The organism is Nitratireductor sp. XY-223 (assembly GCF_004959855.1).
GTDB lineage: Bacteria > Pseudomonadota > Alphaproteobacteria > Rhizobiales > Rhizobiaceae > Hoeflea_A.
Genome location: NZ_SPNT01000004.1, coordinates 132,955 through 150,822, shown reverse-complemented (window position 1 = coordinate 150,822; position 17,868 = coordinate 132,955). Strand labels below are relative to the sequence as shown.

The following is a 17,868-nucleotide window of genomic DNA, read 5'->3' as shown; positions in this document are numbered from 1 at the left end:
CTCAGCTATTCCGTCTTCCGACCGGCACTCATCTCGCGTTTGCCGCCAAAGCCCCGCCGTTTTTCGACGGCAAATCCGGCGGCCTCGAGATTGCGGCGGACCCATCCGGCCGCCGAGTAGGTGGCGAAGCTGCCGCCGGGCGCCGTGTGCGCGAAAACCTGTTCCATGAGCGCCTTCGACCACATGTCGGGATTGCGGTCCGGCGCGAACCCGTCGAGGAACCAGGCATCTGCCTGATCCTCCCAATGCGATAGCCGCTCCAGCGCATCGCCGACATGCAGTTCGAGCGCCACGCTGTCGTCGAAATCGATGCGGACGGAACCGGGCGGGCTTTCTGGCCAGTGTTCGGTGAGTCTTCGACTGAATTCGGCGAGTTCCGGCCAGGCGGAAAGCGCCCTTGCGATCTCGTCGCCATGCAGCGGGAATTTTTCAAAACTGACGAACAGCAGATGACCGTCCGCACCCTGGACTTCCCGCCAGAGCCGCCAGGTTTCACAGAAATTCAGGCCGGTCCCGAACCCGAGCTCCGCGACCGTGAAATTCGGGCTGTCCCGCCATCGGTCAGGAAGATCGTTGCCGCCCAGGAAGACATGTCCGCATTCCGCGCGGCCGTCGCTGCGCGAATAAAAATGGTCGCCAAATACCGGTGAATAGGGCATATCACCCGCATGCCACTCAATTTCGCGCCCCGTCGGGCCGCCCGTATCGTTCTGCCGGCTCATGGTTCGTCCTCATGACGCTTGCAAGTCACACCCCCTATACAACCGCAAAGGGGCAATTGTCTTGCGATCTTGTGGTCGTCGGTGCCGGTGTCGTGGGTCTGTGGATCGCCCGGCTGGCAAGACAGGCGGGACTGGAGACCCTGGTTCTGGAAAAACGCAGTCCGGGCGCCGGCGCCAGCGGCGGTCTGCTCGGCGCCCTGATGCCGCATATGCCGGAGCGCTGGAACCCGAAGAAGCAGTTCCAGTTCGAAGCCCTGGCGTGCCTCGGGGATGAGGTGCGAAAACTGGAGGACGAAACCGGCATGACCTGCGGCTATCGGCGCTGCGGGCGTCTCCTGCCACTTGTGAAACCGCATCACCGAGGGCTTTCGGAAGAACGGTCGGCGCAGGTGCAGACTGTCTGGCACACCGCTGAATCCGGGTTCATGTGGCGGCTTGTCGACGCCCCATTCACGGATGGCTGGCCCGATGCGGCGTCGATGCCGCACGGGCTGGTCCACGAAACGCTGGCCGCCCGCATCAGCCCGCGCAGATATCTTGAGGCATTGCGCGCCTCGGCCGCGGATACGCTGATCGAGCGCGAGGGATTTCAAAGGCTGGACGCGGCGACCGGCGCGGTTGTCACCGGCGCCGGCAGGACCATTGCCGCCGGTCACACGATAATCGCGGCGGGCGTCGAGAGTTTTACGCTGCTCGGCGCCATGCTCTCACGGCCTTCATCGCAACTGGGATCGGCCGTCAAGGGGCAGGCCGCGCTGCTGCAGGCCGATATCGGCGACGACCTGCCGCTGATATTCACGGACGGCCTTTATGTCGTGCCCCATGAGGACGGGAAAGTCGCGGTCGGCAGCACCAGCGAGACGCGGTTCGCTGACGAAAGCAATACCGATGCGCAACTCGAGGCGCTGATCGACAGCGCCGGAACCATGTGCCCGCGGCTCAGGGACGCGCCCGTCCTGGAACGCTGGGCCGGTGTCCGGCCGAAGGCGGTCGGTCGCGATCCGATGATCGGGGCGGTCCCGGGTCATCGGAACGCGACGGTCGCCACCGGCGGTTTCAAGATCACCTTCGGCATCGCCCACAAGATGGCTGCCTGCGCCCTCGAAGTTGCGTTGGACGGGCGTTGCGATGCGCTGCCCGAGAGCTTCCGCATCGAAACCCATCTGCAAAAGGCCGGCCTACATCCCGGCTGAGGCCGTGCCGTGATCGATGTCGAGCTCGATCCGGTCGGCTGCAAAATACGTGTTCGAGTATTCGACCCGCCGCCCGTCGACCTCGGCGTTGATCGCCTCGGTCCGCAGCACGATCGCCCCGGGCGAGAGCCTGAGATCCTCGAGGGTTTGCGGGTCCGCGTGGTGGGCCGAGATGCGTGTCGAGATGCGGACATAGTCGTCGACGCCGAAAGACTTCAGGACCGCCGTTATGGAGCGCTGCTTCTCGAGGCGCTCGGCGAAATCCGGGAAGCGCGCCGCGTCGAACCAGCTGATCGCACGCGACAGCGGCACCCCGTCGGCCATCGACACGCGAACCAGCCGCAAGACGGGCGCGCCGGCGTCAAGCGCCAGGGCGTCGGCGACGTTGACGGGTGCTTCCTCAATGCGGCTTTCCCTTACGGTTCCCGACAGGGTGCGGGTCTGTCCCGCGAGGCCGGCGGAAAACCGCGTGCGCCGGCCGATCGGATATTGCAGCCGCGTGTGCCGGGCGATGAATGTGCCGCGTCCCTGTTCGACCTGCACCACGCCCTCGCGCGCCAGCGACGCGATGGCGCTGCGCACGGTGTGTCGGTTGACCTCGAACCGCTTGGCGAGCGCCAGCTCGCCCGGCAGCATGTTGGTTTCCTTGAATTCCCCGTTGCTGATCGCAATGCGGATCTGGTCGGCGATCTGTCGCCACAGCGAAATCCCGCTGCGGCGTTCCACAAATTCCATATTTATTTTCCGTCCCCTGTCACACAGCGGTCATCTTTGCGCTATAACCCATAAAGCCAAGATGTCTAATTGTCTAGATAAATAGACAAGTAAGGGAAAATGGAACATGAAAGAGGCAACGGACCAGTTGCGCAATCAGGAACCGTCAGACCCGGATCAGGCGGCGCGCCAGCAGGCGATGGCCGTCCTGGCGCGCGCTTCAGGTGACGAACTGTCTGAGGCCTGGGACGCCTGGCCGGACCGGCCCGAGGTCAGCCCAGTGCGCGGCCCGGAGACCGGGCTGGTCATGGTGCGCGGGCGCATCGGCGGCGGCGGCGCACCCTTCAATTTCGGCGAGGCCACCGTGACGCGGGCGACCGTCAAGCTGTCCACCGGCCGGATCGGACACGCCTATGCGCTGGGCGCCGACAAGGACAAGGTCCGTCATGCGGCGATATTCGACGCCCTTTGGCAGGACGAAGCGACGCGGCCCACAGTCGAGGAACGCCTCGTCGCGCCCGTCCGCCGCAGGCTGGGCGACGACGACGCAAGGCGCCGCGATGAATCCGCCGCGACCCGGGTCGATTTCTTCACCATGGTACGGGGGGAAGACTGATGACCGCCCGGGCCGCGCACGCATCCGCGTTCCAGGGCGGCTTTGCCGATCCCGTATTGAACGCGCAGGCGGTTTTCCGCCAGGTCATGAACGCACTGGCACGCCCCGGAACGCGGACGGCGTTCGAGGGGCTGACAAAGCCGCCGGAATCGCTGTTTGCCTCCGTCGGCAGCATCGCCGCGACCCTGTTCGATCATGATACGAAGATCTGGCTGGATCCGCTGCTTTCGCAGAACGAAGCGGTCACCGGCTGGCTGACCTTCAACACCTCGGCGCCGCTGACCCCCCAGATGCTTGATGCCGATTTTGCCGTCATCGCCGACAGCGCCGCATTGCCGTCGCTCGAGAGCTTCGCCCAGGGCACGCAGGAATATCCGGATCGTTCGACCACGCTCATCATCCAGATCGGCGCGCTCGAGGGCGGGCCGGAACTGCGTCTCACGGGCCCGGGGATCAAGGATGCCGCATCGATTGCGCCGGCGGGCCTGCCGGACCACTTCATCGAACAGTGGGCAGGCAACCGGACGCGCTTTCCCCGCGGCGTTGACGTCATCCTCGCTGCGCCGGAGGGCATTGTCGGCCTGCCGCGCACAGTCAAGATTGAGACCGGGAGCTAGCGGATGTATGTAGCCGTCAAGGGCGGGGAAGCCGCCATCAGCAATGCGCATCAGCTGCTCGCCGACCGCCGCCGCGGAGACCGTTCGGTTCCGGCCATGACGATCGAGCAGATCGTCGAGCAGCTCGGCCTCGCCGTCGACCGGGTCATGAGCGAAGGATCGCTCTACGACAAGGAACTGGCCGCGCTGGCCTTCAAGCAGGCGCGCGGCGACATGATCGAGGCGATTTTCCTGCTGCGGGCCTACCGCACGACGCTGCCGCGCTTCGGCTACTCCAATCCGATCGATACCGGCAACATGCTGATCGAGCGGCGCATATCGGCAACCTACAAGGACCTGCCGGGCGGACAGCTCCTGGGGCCGACCTTCGACTATACGCACCGCCTGCTCGATCCCGAGCTGATGGGCGACGGGGCGGTGGACGAGCCGCAGAGCCGCGAGGCCGAGACCGGCCACACGCCGCGCGTATCGGAAATCCTCGACCAGGAAGGGCTCATCGAAGGCGACGGCGAGTTGCCGGACGACCACCGGACGGGCGATCTGACGCGCGAGCCGATGGAGTTTCCGATGACCCGCGACGTGCGCCTCCAGGCGCTGTCGCGGGGCGATGAGGGCTTCCTGCTGGCGCTCGGCTATTCGACGCAGCGCGGCTATGCCCGCAGCCACCCCTTCGCCGGCGAGATACGCATTGGCGAGGTCGAGGTGGAGATCGACGTTCCCGAGCTCGGCTTCGCCGTCATCCTGGGGCGCATTCGCGTCACGGAGTGCCAGATGATCAACCAGTTCCAGGGATCGGCCAAGCAGCCGCCGCAATTCACCCGCGGCTACGGCCTCGTCTTCGGCCAGAGCGAGCGCAAGGCGATGGCCATGTCGCTGGTCGACCGGACGCTGCGGGCGACCGAACTGGGCGAGGACCTGACGGCGCCGGCACAGGACGAGGAATTCGTCATCTCCCATTCGGACAATGTCCAGGCGACCGGCTTCGTCGAACACCTCAAACTGCCGCATTACGTGGATTTCCAGGCCGAGCTCGACCTCGTGCGCCGCATGCGCGGCGAGTTCGAGGCACGCCAGAATGCCACCGGGCAACAGGGCGACAATCTGGAGGCCGCCGAATGAACACGCACACGCAACTGGCGACCTACAATTTCGCCTATCTCGACGAGCAGACCAAGCGCATGATCCGCCGGGCGATCCTGAAAGCCATCGCCATTCCCGGCTACCAGGTGCCGTTTGCAAGCCGCGAAATGCCGATGCCCTATGGCTGGGGCACCGGCGGTGTTCAGGTCACCGCGTCGGTGCTGGGGCCCGACGATACGCTGAAGGTGATCGACCAGGGCGCCGACGACACCACCAACGCGGTCTCGATCCGCGCCTTCTTCCAGAAGGTGGCGAATGTCGCCGTGACCACCAGGACGGCCGAGGCGACGATCATCCAGACGCGTCACCGCATTCCCGAGGAAAAGCTGACCGAGGGCCAGATCCTCGTCTACCAGGTGCCGATCCCCGAACCGCTGCGCTTTCTCGAGCCGCGCGAGACAGAGACCCGCAAGATGCACGCGCTCGAGGAATACGGTCTCATGCACGTCAAGCTTTACGAGGACATCGCCAAGAACGGCCATATCGCCACCACCTACGCCTATCCGGTGAAGGTCGAGGGACGCTACGTGATGGACCCGTCGCCGACACCGAAATTCGACAATCCGAAAATGCACCGTTCCGAGGCGCTGCAGCTCTTCGGGGCGGGTCGCGAGAAGCGCATCTATGCCGTTCCGCCCTACACGGATGTCGTCAGCCTCGATTTCGAGGATCACCCGTTCGAGGTGCAGAAATTCGAGGAACCGTGCGCGCTTTGCGGCGCCCGGGGTGTCTATCTGGACGAGGTCGTCCTCGACGACAAGGGCGGCCGCATGTTCGTCTGCTCCGATACCGACAATTGCGAAAAACGCCGCGAGGAGGGCCATGTCGGGCACCTCGCGGCCGAGACTTCGGAGACCGCGCAATGAGTGATCATCCTCTCCTGCGGGTGAACGCCGTGACGAAGTTCTACGGCGCCCGCGTCGGATGCCGCGACGTGTCCTTCGAGCTTTGGCCCGGCGAGGTTCTGGCCGTTGTCGGCGAATCCGGATCCGGCAAGACGACACTGCTGAACGCGATTTCGACGCGTCTGTTGCCCACCTCGGGCACGGTCGAGTACCGCATGCGCGACGGCCGGTTCCGCGATCTCTACCGCATGGGCGAGGCGGAGCGCCGCTTCCTGATGCGAACCGACTGGGGCTTCGTACACCAGAACCCGGCCGACGGGCTGCGCATGACGGTGTCGGCCGGGGCCAATGTCGGCGAACGGCTGATGGCGATCGGCGACCGTCACTACGGCAACATCCGTGATACCGCCTCGCAATGGCTGGGCCGCGTCGAGATCGATACGGACCGCATCGACGACCAGCCGCGCAATTTCTCCGGCGGCATGCGCCAGCGCCTGCAGATCGCCCGCAACCTGGTGACCGGCCCACGCCTTGTCTTCATGGACGAGCCGACCGGCGGCCTCGACGTGTCGGTCCAGGCCCGTCTCCTCGACCTTGTGCGCGGTCTCGTCAACGATCTCGGCCTTGCCGCGATCGTCGTCACCCATGATCTGGCCGTCGCCCGGCTGCTGTCGCACCGCATGATGGTCATGAAGGACGGCAATGTCATCGAGCACGGCCTGACCGACCGGGTGCTCGACGATCCGCGCGAGCCCTACACGCAATTGCTCGTGTCTTCGATTTTGCAGGTTTAGGAGATCTCCAAAATGGCCACACCGCTTGTTGTTTCCGAAGTCTGCAAGAGCTTCACCATGCATCTGCGCGACGGCGTCCGCCTGCCGGTTGTCGAAAATGTCAATTTCTCGGTGGCCGCCGGCGAATGCGCAGTCCTTGGCGGGCCGTCCGGAATCGGAAAAAGCTCAATCCTCAAAATACTTTACGGCAATTATTCCGTCGATTCAGGGCAGGTGCTGATCACCTGTGACGATGTGACGGTCGACATCGCCGGCGCCGATCCGAGGGCCATTTTGACGATCCGCCGCGATGTTGTCGGCTATGTCAGCCAGTTCCTTCGGACCGTGCCGCGTGTCGCCGCCGTGGATGTCGTTGCCGAGCCGCTCCTCGCAAAAGGCGTTGCGCACGACGAGGCGCGCGACAGGGCCGGCGCCCTCTTGGCGCGCCTGAACCTGCCGGAGCGTCTGTGGTCGCTGCCGCCGGCGACGTTTTCCGGCGGCGAACAGCAGCGCGTGAACATCGCGCGCGGCTTCATCACCGATCATCCGCTGTTGCTGCTCGACGAGCCGACCGCCTCGCTGGACGCGGCGAACCGGGCCGTCGTCGTCGACCTTATCCGGGCCAAGAAGGAAGCCGGCACCGCGCTTCTCGGGATATTCCACGATCAGGATGTGCGCGAGGCGGTTGCCGACCGGATCATCGACGTGTCCCTGTTCAGCGCTCCGAAGGAAGCCGCGTGATGGAAAAGAAACTCTCGGAACAGCCATGGATCCATGAATCGGCCGTGGTCCGCGACTGCACGCTCGGACGTTACACCGAGATCGACGAAGGCTGCCGCATCGTTGAATGCGAGGTGGGCGATTATTCCTACGCCATCCAAGAGACCGAGGCCTGGGCCGCGAAGATCGGCAAATTCGTCAACATCGCCAGCCATGTCCGCATTAATGCGCCGAACCATCCGACCTGGCGCGCCACGCAGCATCACTTTACCTACCGTGCAGGCGACTATTTTGAGGGCGAGGCCCATGAGGAGGGCTTCTTCGAATGGCGCCGCGACAATCGGGTCACGATCGGTCACGACGTTTGGATCGGGCACGGCGCGATCCTGCTGCCGGGTGTCAGCGTCGGTAACGGGGCGGTGGTCGGCGCCGGCGCCGTGGTTTCGAAAGACGTCGCCCCATATACCGTCGTCGCCGGCGTGCCGGCAAAGCCGATCCGCAGACGTTTTTCCGAGGAAACGGCGGCCCGGATGGACGCGCTCGCCTGGTGGGATTGGGAACACGATCGGCTGCATACCGCGTTGTCGGATTTCCGTTCGCTGACCGCTGAGCAGTTTTTGGACGCATACGCCTGGTAGCCACCGGGTCCGGTTTTTGAGCAGCTCTGTTCCTGCCGATCAGTTCGGCGGGATTATTGTGCTTTTTCAAAGAACTAGTCCAATTGTAGACAAGAAAAAGCAAGTTGCGGATTTTGTAATACCCGTGACACAAAAGTGTAATTGTGCGGTCACGGACAGGCTCTACCGGTAACCCCTGAGAACAATCAAGAACGCGACCGGGGGTTGGCGATGCTGAAGCTTGAGAATGTCACGAGAAGGTTCGGAGACTTCGTGGCGGTCGACAATGTCACCGTTACGATCCCGCAGGGCCAGATGGTTGGTGTCATCGGCCGCTCCGGCGCCGGCAAGTCAACGCTTTTGCGCATGCTCAACCGGCTCATCGATCCGAGCGGCGGTGTGATTCGCTTCAATGAGGTGCAGGTCTCTTCGCTCAGGGGCGCCGAGCTGCGCTGCTGGCAGCGCGACTGCGCCATGATCTTCCAGCAGTTCAATCTGGTACCGCGCCTCAACGTCCTGACCAATGTGCTTCTGGGGCGGCTCAACCACCGTTCGACGGTTCTCAACCTTGTCGGTTCCTGGTCGCGCGAGGAAAGGGCCATGGGCATCATGGCGCTGGAGCGTCTCGGCATCGCCCGGACGGCGCTGCAGCGTGCCGGCACGCTCTCGGGCGGACAGCAGCAGCGCGTCGCCATCGCTCGGGCCCTCATGCAGCGGCCGAAAATGCTGCTGGCCGACGAGCCGATCGCTTCGCTCGACCCGCTCAACGCACAGATCGTCATGGATTCGCTGAAGAGCATCAACCGCGAAGAGGGCATCACGGTCGTCACCAACCTGCACACGCTCGACACCGCGCGCACCTATTGCGAACGCATCATCGGGATGGCCGCGGGCAAGGTCGTGTTCGACGGGCCGGCCAATGAGCTGACCAGGGACGCGGTGCGGATGATCTACGGCGCCGACGGCGACGAACTATCGGAAGAAATCACATCGACCAGCCTCGGCCAGCCGCATGGCGGTCGCGAAGAATCGCTGGATTCCCTTGAACCGGCAGCCTGAGAACCGGACGGGGACCATGATCGTTTTGCCCGCGTGAAGGGCCAACCACACAGACTGTTTTGAGTTTGACTGGGATTAAGACAGGAGAGACCCATGTTCAAGAAAACGCTTCTTGGCGCAGTTGCACTGACCGCCATGCTCGCCGGCATGGCCCATGCAGAAGATCTGAAGGAATTCCGCATCGGTATCCTCGGCGGTGAAAACGAAGCCGACCGCCTGCGCAACTTCCAGTGCATGGTCGAGCAGCTTCCGGCCGCCATCGGCGTCGAGAAGGTATCGCTCTTCCCGGCAGCCGACTATGACGGCGTTGTCCAGGGCCTGCTCGGCGGAACGCTCGACTATGCCGAGCTCGGCGCATCCGGCTATGCCAAGGTCTACCTGGCGGACCCGAAGGCCGTTGAGCCGATCCTCACCACCATCCAGACGGACGGTTCGACCGGCTACTACGCCGTCATGGTGGCCCGCAAGGACTCAGGCATCAAGAACCTTGAGGACATGAAGGGCAAGAAACTCGGCTTCGCCGACCCGGACTCCACCTCCGGCTTCCTGGTCCCGAGCGTCTCGCTTCCCAACGACGTCGGCACCAGCATCGATGAGTATTTTGGCGAGACCGGCTTCGGCGGCGGTCACGAGAACCTCGTTCTCGAAGTGGTCAAGGGCAATTTCGATGCTGGCACGACCTGGTCCTCCGGCGTCGGCAAGTTCGAGGACGGCTACACCTCCGGCAACCTGCGCAAAATGGTCGACAAGGGCATTCTCGACATGGGCGACCTCGTCCAGGTCTGGCAGTCGCCGCAGATCCCGAACGGCCCGATCGTCGTTCGTTCCTCGATGGACGCGGACATGAAGGGCAAGTTCAAGGCGTTCATGATGGCGCTTCCCGAGAAGGATCCCGAGTGCTTCGGCGCCATCCAGGGCGGCGAATACAGCGGCTTCACGGAAGTCGACGAAAACTTCTACAAGACCATCATCGCCGCGCGTAAGGCGAAGATCGGCAGCTAGCCGGCCGAAACAAGCCGCACCGCGACCCGGCGAGGATCGTGGTGCGGCGTCTAATCCAACTTCGCTGGATCATCGAGACATGAGCACTGCCATTCCATCCGTTCAGCGTTCCGCTGAAGGCCGGCTTGTCGAACGACACTGGCAGGAAATGCTGTTCAAGCGGCGCCTCTACACTTGGGGCGGGATTTTCGGACTGGCCGTGATTCTGGCGGCCTCGCTGTGGTTCGCCAACGAGACCAATGCCGGCAAGTTCTTCGACCGGCTGCCGCATTTCTTCGATTTCATCGGTGACCTGATCCCGCGCTCCGGCGCCGAGATCTGGCGCGCCATGTTCGATCTTCCGTCGCCCTATGCGGACGGGAGCTTGAAATACAACTACCCCGACGGTCGCTTCTATCTGACCGAGAACATCTATGTGCCCGAATATGTGTACAAGATGATCGAGACCATCAACATCGCCCTGGTCGCGACGCTGATCGGTTTCACCTTCGGCTTCCTGCTGTGCTTCCTGGCCGCCAGGAACCTGACGACCCGCCGCTGGCTGCGGTTCTTCGTGCGCCGTTTCATGGAACTGCTTCGCGCGTTTCCGGAAATCGTCATCGCCGGTTTCTTCCTCGCCATCCTGTCGCTCGGTCCGATCCCGGCGGTCATCGCAGTGGCCATCCACACCATCGGCGCGCTCGGCAAGATGTTCTTCGAGGTGGTGGAGAACGCCGACATGCGCCCGGAGGAGGGGCTGCGGGCGTCCGGCGGCAACTGGGTGGAGCGCGTCTGGTTCGGCATCGTCCCGCAGGTCATGCCGAACTTCCTTTCCTATGCGCTGCTGCGCTTCAAGATCAACGTGCGCGCCTCGACCATCATAGGCGCGGTCGGCGGCGGTGGCATCGGTGAAACGCTACGCCTTTCGATCAGCCGCGGCCACGAGGCGAAGACGCTGGCGATCATCATCCTCCTGTTTGCCACCATTGTCGCGGTCGATCAGATATCGGCGCACCTGCGCAAGCGGCTCGTCGGCAATCAGGCATTCGAGTTCGGGCGTGGAGGTTAGGTCATGAACAATTTGTCCGCCTCCGCCGTCGAGGAAATCGCATCGCGCCATCAGGCGGTCTTCAAGCGGCCCTTTGTGGAGCGCTGGCGCGCGCCCTTTATCGGCCTCGTCATCATCGCCTACCTGTTCTTCGCCTGGTCGCTGTTCGGCATCGGCGAAGCCTTCCGCAATGGCAACTGGAACATCGCGGGCAACTATCTCGCCGACTGGGTCAGCTACGAGGCACGGCCGGACATCGAATATGACGGCGACTATCTCGATGTCGAGTTCCCGCGGTTCTCGCCGCTCGGCAAGAACCCCGATCCCGCCTGGCTGAAGAAGACCACCGAAATCGTCGAACGCGAGGTCGTCGTCGATGCCGGGGCCGGCATCGGCACGGAGACCAGCACCCGCTCGAAGGTCAATAGCTTCATGGTCCCAGGCGCCCCCGGCACCCAGGAAGGTGGCACGGATTCGGCCGCGAGCAGCTTCATGGCGCCGGGTACAGAAAAGCCGGTGGAAGACGACAATACCGCTCCCGAAACGAGGACGGTCTCGGAATCCGTGGTCACCCGCGTCGAAATCGCGGTCGGCTCGGCGAAGGTCGAGATCGTGCCGCGGCAGGTCAGTGTCGACTATCGCGGCGAGACGCTGCTTATCGATGTCGTTCCGGAACAATCGGTCACGGCGCGCGCAGAACTGCCGGAATGGGCGAGCCAACGTGAAGCGGGCGGCGATATCCTGATGAGATTCGGCTTTTCTGGCACGGTCGAGGTCGAAAGCGACGAGGTCAAGGTCCGCCACCGGTTCTTCGGCTGGGAGAACTTCTGGTTCGACACCCGTTCGCCGTTCTGGGGCAAGAGCTTCTCCGAGGTCGTCGGCCTGGTGTTTTCGGGCGACCGCATCGATCCCGCCAAGTCCAATGCGGCCCTTGCCTGGAACAACATCCTCTACAACGCCGAATGGCAGCATGCCGATGTCTGGATCAAGCTGCTGCAGACCATCGTCATGGCCTTTGTCGGCACGCTGTTTGCGACAATTCTCGCGTTCCCGCTGTCGTTCATCGCGGCGCGCAACATCACGCCGAACCGCTTGGTGAACCAGTTATTCAAGCGGGCGTTCGACTTCCTGCGCTGTGTCGACATGCTGATCTGGGCATTGTTCTTCACCCGCGCCTTCGGCCCGGGGCCGCTAGCCGGCATCTCGGCGATCTTCTTCACCGACACCGGAACGCTCGGCAAGCTCTATTCGGAGGCGCTGGAAAACATCGACGACCGCCAGCGCGAGGGCATCCGTTCGGTCGGCGCCGCGCCGGTGCTTGTGCAGCGCTACGGTGTCGTTCCGCAGGTGCTGCCTGTATTTGCCAGCCAGTCGCTCTATTTCTGGGAATCGAATACCCGGTCGGCAACCATTATCGGCGCCGTCGGTGCGGGCGGCATCGGCCTGAAGCTCTGGGAAGCCATGCGCACGAATGCCGACTGGGAGAATGTCGCCTACATGGTCGTGCTGATCCTGGCGACGGTGTTTATATTCGACAATATATCCAATGCGATCCGGAGCAGGCTGATGGGCCGTGACCGGTCGGAAAGCTGAAGCCTTGCCTCTGACTATATTATCGCACAGGTGTGCTATTTATTCGGACAACCGAAAAAAGGGCGATTTAGGAAGTCGGCGAAACTAGGAGATGATGGGATGCGGTACGCCATATTTTTTGTTCCGCCTTCGAACGACCCGCTGACCCGGGTGGCGACGAACTGGCTGGGACGCAACGCGTTTACCGACGAGACCGTCGAGGCGCCGGCGATCACCGGGTTGAACGATGCCGAAATCGCCTTTCATACGGCGGCCCCGCGCCGCTACGGGTTCCACGGCACACTGAAAGCGCCGTTCCGGCTTGCCGGCGAGACCAGCGAACCAGAGCTTGTGGCGGCCATGACGGCCTTTGCAGCCACCGTGCGCGCCTTCGAGATACCGCAGCTGACGATCGCGCGCATCGGCTCGTTTTTCGCGCTGGTTCCGAGCGAGCCGGTGGCCGATCTCAATGATCTCGCCGGACGCGCAGTGCGCGATTTCGACTGTTTCCGGGCGCCTTTGAGCGATGCCGAGGTCGAACGCCGGGCACCGCAAAAATTAACGCCTCCGCAACTGGCGAATCTGCAGCGCTGGGGGTATCCTTACGTCTTCGACGAGTTTCGCTTCCACATGACGCTGACCGGTCCGGTCGGAGCCGGTGACGCGGCGCGGGTCGAACAGGCGCTTCATGCGTTTTTCGATCCGGTGCTGAGCGAGCCCGTCGAGGTCCGCAATATCGCATTGTTCACCGAGGCCGAACGCGGCGCGCCGTTTCAGGTCCATTCTCTGTTTCCGCTGATGCTCGGCGAGCAACGCCGGTCGGCTTAAGAAACAACGCAAAGAACGCAGGATAAGATGTCCGAGTTGATACTCAAGAATGCCAGGATCGTTTTGACGGATGAAATCGTCGAGGGCACGATCGTCGTGCGCGGCGGCCTTATCGCCGACATTGGCGGTTCGACCGCGGTGCCGTCCGCCGAGGACATGGAAGCCGACTATGTCATTCCGGGCCTTGTCGAACTGCACACCGATCATCTCGAGGGCCATTACGCGCCGCGCCCGAAGGTCCGGTGGAACCCCTTTGCGGCGGTCCTCGCGCATGACGCGCAGATCTGCTCGTCGGGCATCACGACCGTGTTCGACGCGCTGCGCATCGGCATGGACGAGGATGCCGAACTTTCGGCAAAGGACATGCGCAAGCTCGCCGATGCGATCGACGACGGTTGCCGGAACGACCGCCTGCGGGCGGATCATTTCCTGCACCTGCGCTGCGAGGTCTCGGCCGCCGATTGCTTCGACGGTTTCCGCGAGTTCGATGGCGACCGCCGCGTGCGGCTGGCGTCGCTGATGGATCATGCGCCCGGCCAGCGCCAGTTTCGCAACATGGACGCCTACAGCACCTACTACCAGGGGAAGCTGAAAATGTCCGATGAGGTCTTCCGGGCCTTTTGCGCCAAGCGGATCGCCGATTCGCAAGCCAATTCGGACCGCAACCGCAAGGCGATTTCCGAGGCCTGCAAGGATCGCGGCATCGTGCTCGCAAGCCACGACGATGCGACGCTCGAACATGTCGACGAAGCCGTTGCGCAAGGCATCGAGGTGGCCGAGTTCCCGACCACCTTCGAGGCGGCCAAGGCCTCCAAGGAAGCCGGTCTCGCCGTGTTGATGGGGGCGCCCAACGTCGTGCGCGGCGGCTCCCACTCCGGCAATATCGCCGCGCAGGAACTCGCGGAGAACGGCCTGCTGGACATTCTGTCGTCCGACTACATCCCGTTCAGCCTGATCCAGTCTGCGTTCGGGCTTGGTGAGCGTGTCGACAGCATCAGCCTGCCGCAAGCCATCTGCATGGTCTCGAAGAACCCGGCCGAGTCCTGCGGTCTTCACGACCGCGGCGAGATCGCCATCGGCAAGCGCGGCGACCTGGTGCGCGTCAGCGTCGATCATCATGTGCCGATCGTCCGAACGGTCTGGCGCGAAGGCCGCCGTGTCGCATAGTGGCGTCCATGGCTGAATCGCTGGAAGGCGGGGCGGAGGGCTTGCCCGTCGGGGGTGGCGCGTTCGTCGCCGTGATCGGGCCGAGCGGTGCCGGCAAGGACACGCTCATGAATTTCGCTCGCGACGCGCTGGCGGGTCGCGACGAGGTGTTCTTCGTCCGCCGGGTGATCACCCGCCCGGCCGACGGCGCGACGGAAGACCATATCCCGGCGACGCCGGAGGTCTTCGATGAAGAGCTGAAGCAGGGCAAATTCGCCTTCCACTGGCCCGCGCACGGTTTGCGTTACGGGCTGCCAATCGAGATCGACACGCGCATTCGTGCCGGCCATTGTGCCGTCTGCAACGGCTCGCGTGCCGTCCTGCAGGGCCTCAGCGAGCGCTACGCGAATTTCGTCGTCATCAACATCACCGCATCGCCCGACGTGCTGGCCCGGCGGCTGGCCTTGCGGGGCCGCGAGAGCGAGGACGAGATCCTCGGACGCCTGGCGCGCAGCGCCAATCTCAAGGTCAACTGGCCGGGCGCTGTCATCGTCGACAACAGCGGCGACATCGAAACCGCGGGCCGGGCGCTGGTCGATGCCATACTGAAGGCGGCCGGCGGTTCTTCGGACGCCTGATCCTGCGGTTCGAACGTGTTGACCTTTTTGCGCTATTGCCGTTCTCTCGGCGAGACGAAGCGGCTTGCTCGGACCACGGCGCGCGCCCGGCCGGCCCCTTGAGAGCGGATCGAACGCATTGAAACTCAATATGTCCACACTTCGGGCGGTGCTCTGGACGCTTCTCGCGGCCTTTGTCTTCACACTGATCTTCGCCTCCGCCGAATTTGTCGGCACCGAGGTCGACGCCGTCCAGATCGTTTTCATGCGCTATCTCGGTGCGGCGGTGGTGATCTGCGCGGTGGCGCTGTGGATCCACCGGGGGCTCGCGCCGTTGAAAAGCGATATGCCCGGCCTCCACGTGGCGCGCGCCGCGAGCGGGGTCACCGGCGAGATCTGCATCATATCGGCGCCCCTGTTCATGGCCTATGAGGATGCCACGTCGATCACGCTGACCAACGGCGTCGTCGCCATGCTGCTTGCCATCGTTTTGCTGAAGGAGCGCGCCGGCCCGATGCACTGGTTCGCCGCGCTGACCTGCCTGATCGGCGCCATGCTGATCGTGCGTTCGCAAGAACATACCGGCGCCTCCGGCTCCAACCTGCTCGGCATCGGCATTGCCGTCATGGGCTCCGTGCTCTCAGGGGCCGAGCTTTTCTTCATCAAACTTCTGACCGGGCGCGAACGCCCGATGGTGATCATGCTCTATGTCAATATCCTGGCGGTCATCATGCTCGCCGTTCCCACGTTTCTTGTGTGGCGGCCTATGCACGGCGGCGACCTGGTCTGGCTCTTGTCCATCGGTCCGCTGGCGCTCTTCGGACAGTTCTGCTGGATCAAGGCTTTCCGGAACGCCGATGCCGTCATTGTCGTCCCGGTCGGCTATGCCGCCATTCCGTTCTCTGCGATCCTCGGCATTGCCGCCTTCAACCAGAAGCTGGGTGCGGTTCAGATCGCGGGCGCCTTGCTGGTGCTCGCCGGCGGCGTGGTGCTGGCCCGCTTGCCGGCGACACGGACCGTGCGTGAACCGGCCGAAGGCTGACGGCCTGGCCTTGGTTTCTCACCCGTTGCGAAATTAAACGCATATATTTCAATAGGTTGAAAATATCGGACCTGCCGGTTCAGGTTCGGTTGAGTGGAATTGCCGGCCTTCGACGCTGAAACAGTTTCAACAAAAGCGGGGGGTGTAGAGCGTCGAGTTTTCGCCCCGGTGGTGCTACCGTTGCGGCAAATATGGGAGCAGCAGCGGTGACGGATTATCCGCGCGACATGATCGGCTATGGCCGCAACACACCGGACCCGAAATGGCCCGGCGGCGCCAATGTGGCGGTGCAGTTCGTGATCAATTACGAGGAAGGCGGCGAGAACAATATCCTGCACGGCGACGCCGGCTCGGAAGCGTTCCTGTCGGAAATCGTCGGCGCAGCCTCCTGGCCCGGCCAGCGCCACATGAACATGGAATCCATCTACGAATACGGCTCCCGCGCCGGCTTCTGGCGCCTGTGGCGCATGTTCAACAGCCGCAATATTCCGGTCACCGTCTACGGGGTCGCCACCGCGCTGGAACGCAACCCGGAAGCAGTCGCCGGCATGAAGGAAGCCGGCTGGGAAATTGCCTCGCACGGCCTCAAATGGATCGAATACCGCGATTTCACCCGCGAGGAGGAGGCCGAGCACATGCGCGAGGCCATCCGCATCCACACCGAGGTGACGGGCGAACGCCCGCTCGGCTGGTACACCGGCCGCAGTTCCGAAAACACGGTGGAACTGTCGATGGAGGAGGGCGGTTTTCTCTACACGTCCGACGCCTATGCCGACGATCTGCCCTACTGGGTGGAAGGTCCCCGCGGCCCGCACCTGATCATCCCCTATACGCTCGATGCCAACGACATGCGGTTTGCCACGGCGCAGGGCTTCAACAGCGGCCACCAGTTCTATGCCTATCTCAAGGACAGCTTCGACGTCCTCTATGCCGAGGGGGAGGCCGGTGCGCCGAAAATGATGTCCGTCGGACTTCACTGCCGACTGATCGGGCGGCCAGGCAGGGCGGCTGCGCTGGCGCGCTTCCTCGACTATGTGGCCGGCCATGAGAAGGTCTGGGTGCCGCGCCGCATCGACATCGCCCGCCACTGGCACGAACACCACAAGCCTGCGGGAGATTCGCAATGACGGCGCGCAGCTCTTTCCTGTCGCAATGCGGCGGTGTCTTCGAGCATTCCCCGTGGGTTGCCGAGCGGGCCTATGATTCCGGCGCCGTTTACGATCCCTTGCGGGCCGGCGCCGTTCACGCGGCGCTCTGCGCCATCTTCCGCCAGGCGAGCCGCGACGAGCGCCGCGATGTTCTGCTCGCCCACCCGGATCTCGCCGGCAAGCTGGCGGTCGCCGGTGAACTCACGGAAGATTCAAAGGCCGAACAGGCCGGCGCCGGGCTCGACCGTTTGAGCGCCGGCGAACATGCCGAGTTCACCAGTCTCAATACCGACTATATGAGCCGTTTCGGCTTTCCCTTCATCATCGCGGTCAAGGGATTGAACAAGGATGACATCCTCGCTGCCTTCCGCGAGCGCATTTCCAACAGCGAGGAAGAAGAATTTCAGACGGCCTGTGCGCAGGTCGAGAAGATCGCCAGGCTCAGGCTTGATGCGATTCTGCCGGAGTAG

Annotated in this window: 19 protein-coding genes and 1 pseudogene; 18 read left to right on the top strand and 2 right to left on the bottom strand. The window is 63.5% G+C overall.

The genetic code is table 11. From position 1 onward, the window contains the following. Positions 1 to 5: 5 nt before the first annotated feature. Entirely contained in the window at positions 6 to 722 is a 717-nt protein-coding gene (gene mnmD / locus E4M07_RS15935) for a tRNA (5-methylaminomethyl-2-thiouridine)(34)-methyltransferase MnmD (RefSeq protein ID WP_136659369.1), read from the bottom strand. A 56-nt stretch (positions 723 to 778) separates the two neighbouring features. Between mnmD and E4M07_RS15930 the strand changes: the two genes are divergently transcribed. Then, a complete protein-coding gene (locus E4M07_RS15930; protein ID WP_246660473.1) occupies positions 779 to 1,915 on the top strand; it encodes an FAD-dependent oxidoreductase in 1,137 nt (378 codons plus the stop codon). Here E4M07_RS15930 and phnF read toward each other — a convergent pair. Further along, positions 1,901 to 2,650 carry a phosphonate metabolism transcriptional regulator PhnF gene (gene phnF, locus E4M07_RS15925; RefSeq protein ID WP_136659367.1) on the bottom strand — a complete coding sequence of 250 codons (750 nt, stop codon included), beginning with the start codon at positions 2,648 to 2,650 and terminating at the stop codon, positions 1,901 to 1,903. The two genes, E4M07_RS15930 and phnF, sit on opposite strands and share 15 nt — an antisense overlap. A gap of 106 nt (positions 2,651 to 2,756) precedes the next feature. On the opposite strand from phnF, the gene phnG reads away from it, so the two are divergent. The 17 genes and pseudogenes from phnG (at position 2,757) to uraD (ending at position 17,868) form a co-directional block, all read left to right on the top strand. Continuing rightward, positions 2,757 to 3,245, top strand: coding sequence for a phosphonate C-P lyase system protein PhnG (gene phnG / locus E4M07_RS15920; protein WP_136659366.1), 489 nt, complete (start codon positions 2,757 to 2,759; stop codon positions 3,243 to 3,245). Continuing rightward, positions 3,245 to 3,862 (top strand): phosphonate C-P lyase system protein PhnH, encoded by a 618-nt coding sequence (gene phnH, locus E4M07_RS15915; RefSeq protein ID WP_136659365.1) that lies wholly within the window; start codon positions 3,245 to 3,247, stop codon positions 3,860 to 3,862. The genes phnG and phnH overlap by 1 nt, the downstream gene beginning before the upstream one ends. Positions 3,863 to 3,865: 3 nt before the next feature. Then, positions 3,866 to 4,981, top strand: a complete 1,116-nt coding sequence (locus E4M07_RS15910) for a carbon-phosphorus lyase complex subunit PhnI (RefSeq protein ID WP_136659364.1) — start codon at positions 3,866 to 3,868, stop codon at positions 4,979 to 4,981. Further along, positions 4,978 to 5,868 (top strand): alpha-D-ribose 1-methylphosphonate 5-phosphate C-P-lyase PhnJ, encoded by an 891-nt coding sequence (locus tag E4M07_RS15905; RefSeq protein ID WP_136659363.1) that lies wholly within the window; start codon positions 4,978 to 4,980, stop codon positions 5,866 to 5,868. Before E4M07_RS15910 ends, E4M07_RS15905 begins: the two co-directional genes overlap by 4 nt. Further along, entirely contained in the window at positions 5,865 to 6,641 is a 777-nt protein-coding gene (phnK, locus tag E4M07_RS15900) for a phosphonate C-P lyase system protein PhnK (RefSeq protein WP_136659362.1), read from the top strand. Before E4M07_RS15905 ends, phnK begins: the two co-directional genes overlap by 4 nt. A 12-nt stretch (positions 6,642 to 6,653) precedes the next feature. After that, complete coding sequence (phnL, locus tag E4M07_RS15895; protein ID WP_136659361.1) at positions 6,654 to 7,361, top strand: phosphonate C-P lyase system protein PhnL; 708 nt, start codon at positions 6,654 to 6,656, stop codon at positions 7,359 to 7,361. Beyond that, positions 7,361 to 7,978: a DapH/DapD/GlmU-related protein gene (locus tag E4M07_RS15890; RefSeq protein ID WP_136659360.1), complete on the top strand. Its 618-nt coding sequence runs from the start codon at positions 7,361 to 7,363 to the stop codon at positions 7,976 to 7,978. The genes phnL and E4M07_RS15890 overlap by 1 nt, the downstream gene beginning before the upstream one ends. Positions 7,979 to 8,188: 210 nt before the next feature. After that, positions 8,189 to 9,016, top strand: a complete 828-nt coding sequence (phnC, locus tag E4M07_RS15885; protein WP_136659359.1) for a phosphonate ABC transporter ATP-binding protein — start codon at positions 8,189 to 8,191, stop codon at positions 9,014 to 9,016. Positions 9,017 to 9,109: 93 nt separating this feature from the next. Next, a complete protein-coding gene (gene phnD, locus E4M07_RS15880; RefSeq protein ID WP_136659358.1) occupies positions 9,110 to 10,018 on the top strand; it encodes a phosphonate ABC transporter substrate-binding protein in 909 nt (302 codons plus the stop codon). Between the two features lie 79 nt (positions 10,019 to 10,097). Next, a complete protein-coding gene (gene phnE, locus E4M07_RS15875) occupies positions 10,098 to 11,066 on the top strand; it encodes a phosphonate ABC transporter, permease protein PhnE (RefSeq protein WP_136659357.1) in 969 nt (322 codons plus the stop codon). A gap of 3 nt (positions 11,067 to 11,069) precedes the next feature. Further along, positions 11,070 to 12,638, top strand: a complete 1,569-nt coding sequence (phnE, locus tag E4M07_RS15870) for a phosphonate ABC transporter, permease protein PhnE (RefSeq protein WP_136659356.1) — start codon at positions 11,070 to 11,072, stop codon at positions 12,636 to 12,638. A gap of 99 nt (positions 12,639 to 12,737) precedes the next feature. After that, positions 12,738 to 13,445 (top strand): DUF1045 domain-containing protein, encoded by a 708-nt coding sequence (locus E4M07_RS15865; RefSeq protein WP_136659355.1) that lies wholly within the window; start codon positions 12,738 to 12,740, stop codon positions 13,443 to 13,445. A gap of 24 nt (positions 13,446 to 13,469) precedes the next feature. Beyond that, positions 13,470 to 14,612: pseudogene (locus tag E4M07_RS15860) on the top strand (alpha-D-ribose 1-methylphosphonate 5-triphosphate diphosphatase); the annotation flags it as partial. 8 nt (positions 14,613 to 14,620) lie between these two features. Further along, entirely contained in the window at positions 14,621 to 15,229 is a 609-nt protein-coding gene (gene phnN / locus E4M07_RS15855) for a phosphonate metabolism protein/1,5-bisphosphokinase (PRPP-forming) PhnN (protein ID WP_136659353.1), read from the top strand. 130 nt (positions 15,230 to 15,359) lie between these two features. Then, positions 15,360 to 16,250: a DMT family transporter gene (locus E4M07_RS15850; RefSeq protein WP_136659352.1), complete on the top strand. Its 891-nt coding sequence runs from the start codon at positions 15,360 to 15,362 to the stop codon at positions 16,248 to 16,250. Positions 16,251 to 16,456: 206 nt separating this feature from the next. Continuing rightward, positions 16,457 to 17,377 (top strand): allantoinase PuuE, encoded by a 921-nt coding sequence (puuE, locus tag E4M07_RS15845; protein WP_136659351.1) that lies wholly within the window; start codon positions 16,457 to 16,459, stop codon positions 17,375 to 17,377. Further along, positions 17,374 to 17,868, top strand: coding sequence for a 2-oxo-4-hydroxy-4-carboxy-5-ureidoimidazoline decarboxylase (uraD, locus tag E4M07_RS15840; RefSeq protein WP_136659350.1), 495 nt, complete (start codon positions 17,374 to 17,376; stop codon positions 17,866 to 17,868). The genes puuE and uraD overlap by 4 nt, the downstream gene beginning before the upstream one ends.

Excerpts from the sequence above, each read along its gene's own strand:
- mnmD (WP_136659369.1), bottom strand. The coding sequence starts at position 722 with ATGAGCCGGCAGAACGATACGGGCGGCCCGACGGGGCGCGAAATTGAG.
- phnF (WP_136659367.1), bottom strand. The coding sequence starts at position 2,650 with ATGGAATTTGTGGAACGCCGCAGCGGGATTTCGCTGTGGCGACAGATC.
- phnG (WP_136659366.1), top strand. The coding sequence starts at position 2,757 with ATGAAAGAGGCAACGGACCAGTTGCGCAATCAGGAACCGTCAGACCCG.
- phnH (WP_136659365.1), top strand. The coding sequence starts at position 3,245 with ATGACCGCCCGGGCCGCGCACGCATCCGCGTTCCAGGGCGGCTTTGCC.
- E4M07_RS15910 (WP_136659364.1), top strand. The coding sequence starts at position 3,866 with ATGTATGTAGCCGTCAAGGGCGGGGAAGCCGCCATCAGCAATGCGCAT.
- E4M07_RS15905 (WP_136659363.1), top strand. The coding sequence starts at position 4,978 with ATGAACACGCACACGCAACTGGCGACCTACAATTTCGCCTATCTCGAC.
- phnK (WP_136659362.1), top strand. The coding sequence starts at position 5,865 with ATGAGTGATCATCCTCTCCTGCGGGTGAACGCCGTGACGAAGTTCTAC.
- phnL (WP_136659361.1), top strand. The coding sequence starts at position 6,654 with ATGGCCACACCGCTTGTTGTTTCCGAAGTCTGCAAGAGCTTCACCATG.
- E4M07_RS15890 (WP_136659360.1), top strand. The coding sequence starts at position 7,361 with ATGGAAAAGAAACTCTCGGAACAGCCATGGATCCATGAATCGGCCGTG.
- phnC (WP_136659359.1), top strand. The coding sequence starts at position 8,189 with ATGCTGAAGCTTGAGAATGTCACGAGAAGGTTCGGAGACTTCGTGGCG.
- phnD (WP_136659358.1), top strand. The coding sequence starts at position 9,110 with ATGTTCAAGAAAACGCTTCTTGGCGCAGTTGCACTGACCGCCATGCTC.
- phnE (WP_136659357.1), top strand. The coding sequence starts at position 10,098 with ATGAGCACTGCCATTCCATCCGTTCAGCGTTCCGCTGAAGGCCGGCTT.
- phnE (WP_136659356.1), top strand. The coding sequence starts at position 11,070 with ATGAACAATTTGTCCGCCTCCGCCGTCGAGGAAATCGCATCGCGCCAT.
- E4M07_RS15865 (WP_136659355.1), top strand. The coding sequence starts at position 12,738 with ATGCGGTACGCCATATTTTTTGTTCCGCCTTCGAACGACCCGCTGACC.
- phnN (WP_136659353.1), top strand. The coding sequence starts at position 14,621 with ATGGCTGAATCGCTGGAAGGCGGGGCGGAGGGCTTGCCCGTCGGGGGT.
- E4M07_RS15850 (WP_136659352.1), top strand. The coding sequence starts at position 15,360 with ATGTCCACACTTCGGGCGGTGCTCTGGACGCTTCTCGCGGCCTTTGTC.
- uraD (WP_136659350.1), top strand. The coding sequence starts at position 17,374 with ATGACGGCGCGCAGCTCTTTCCTGTCGCAATGCGGCGGTGTCTTCGAG.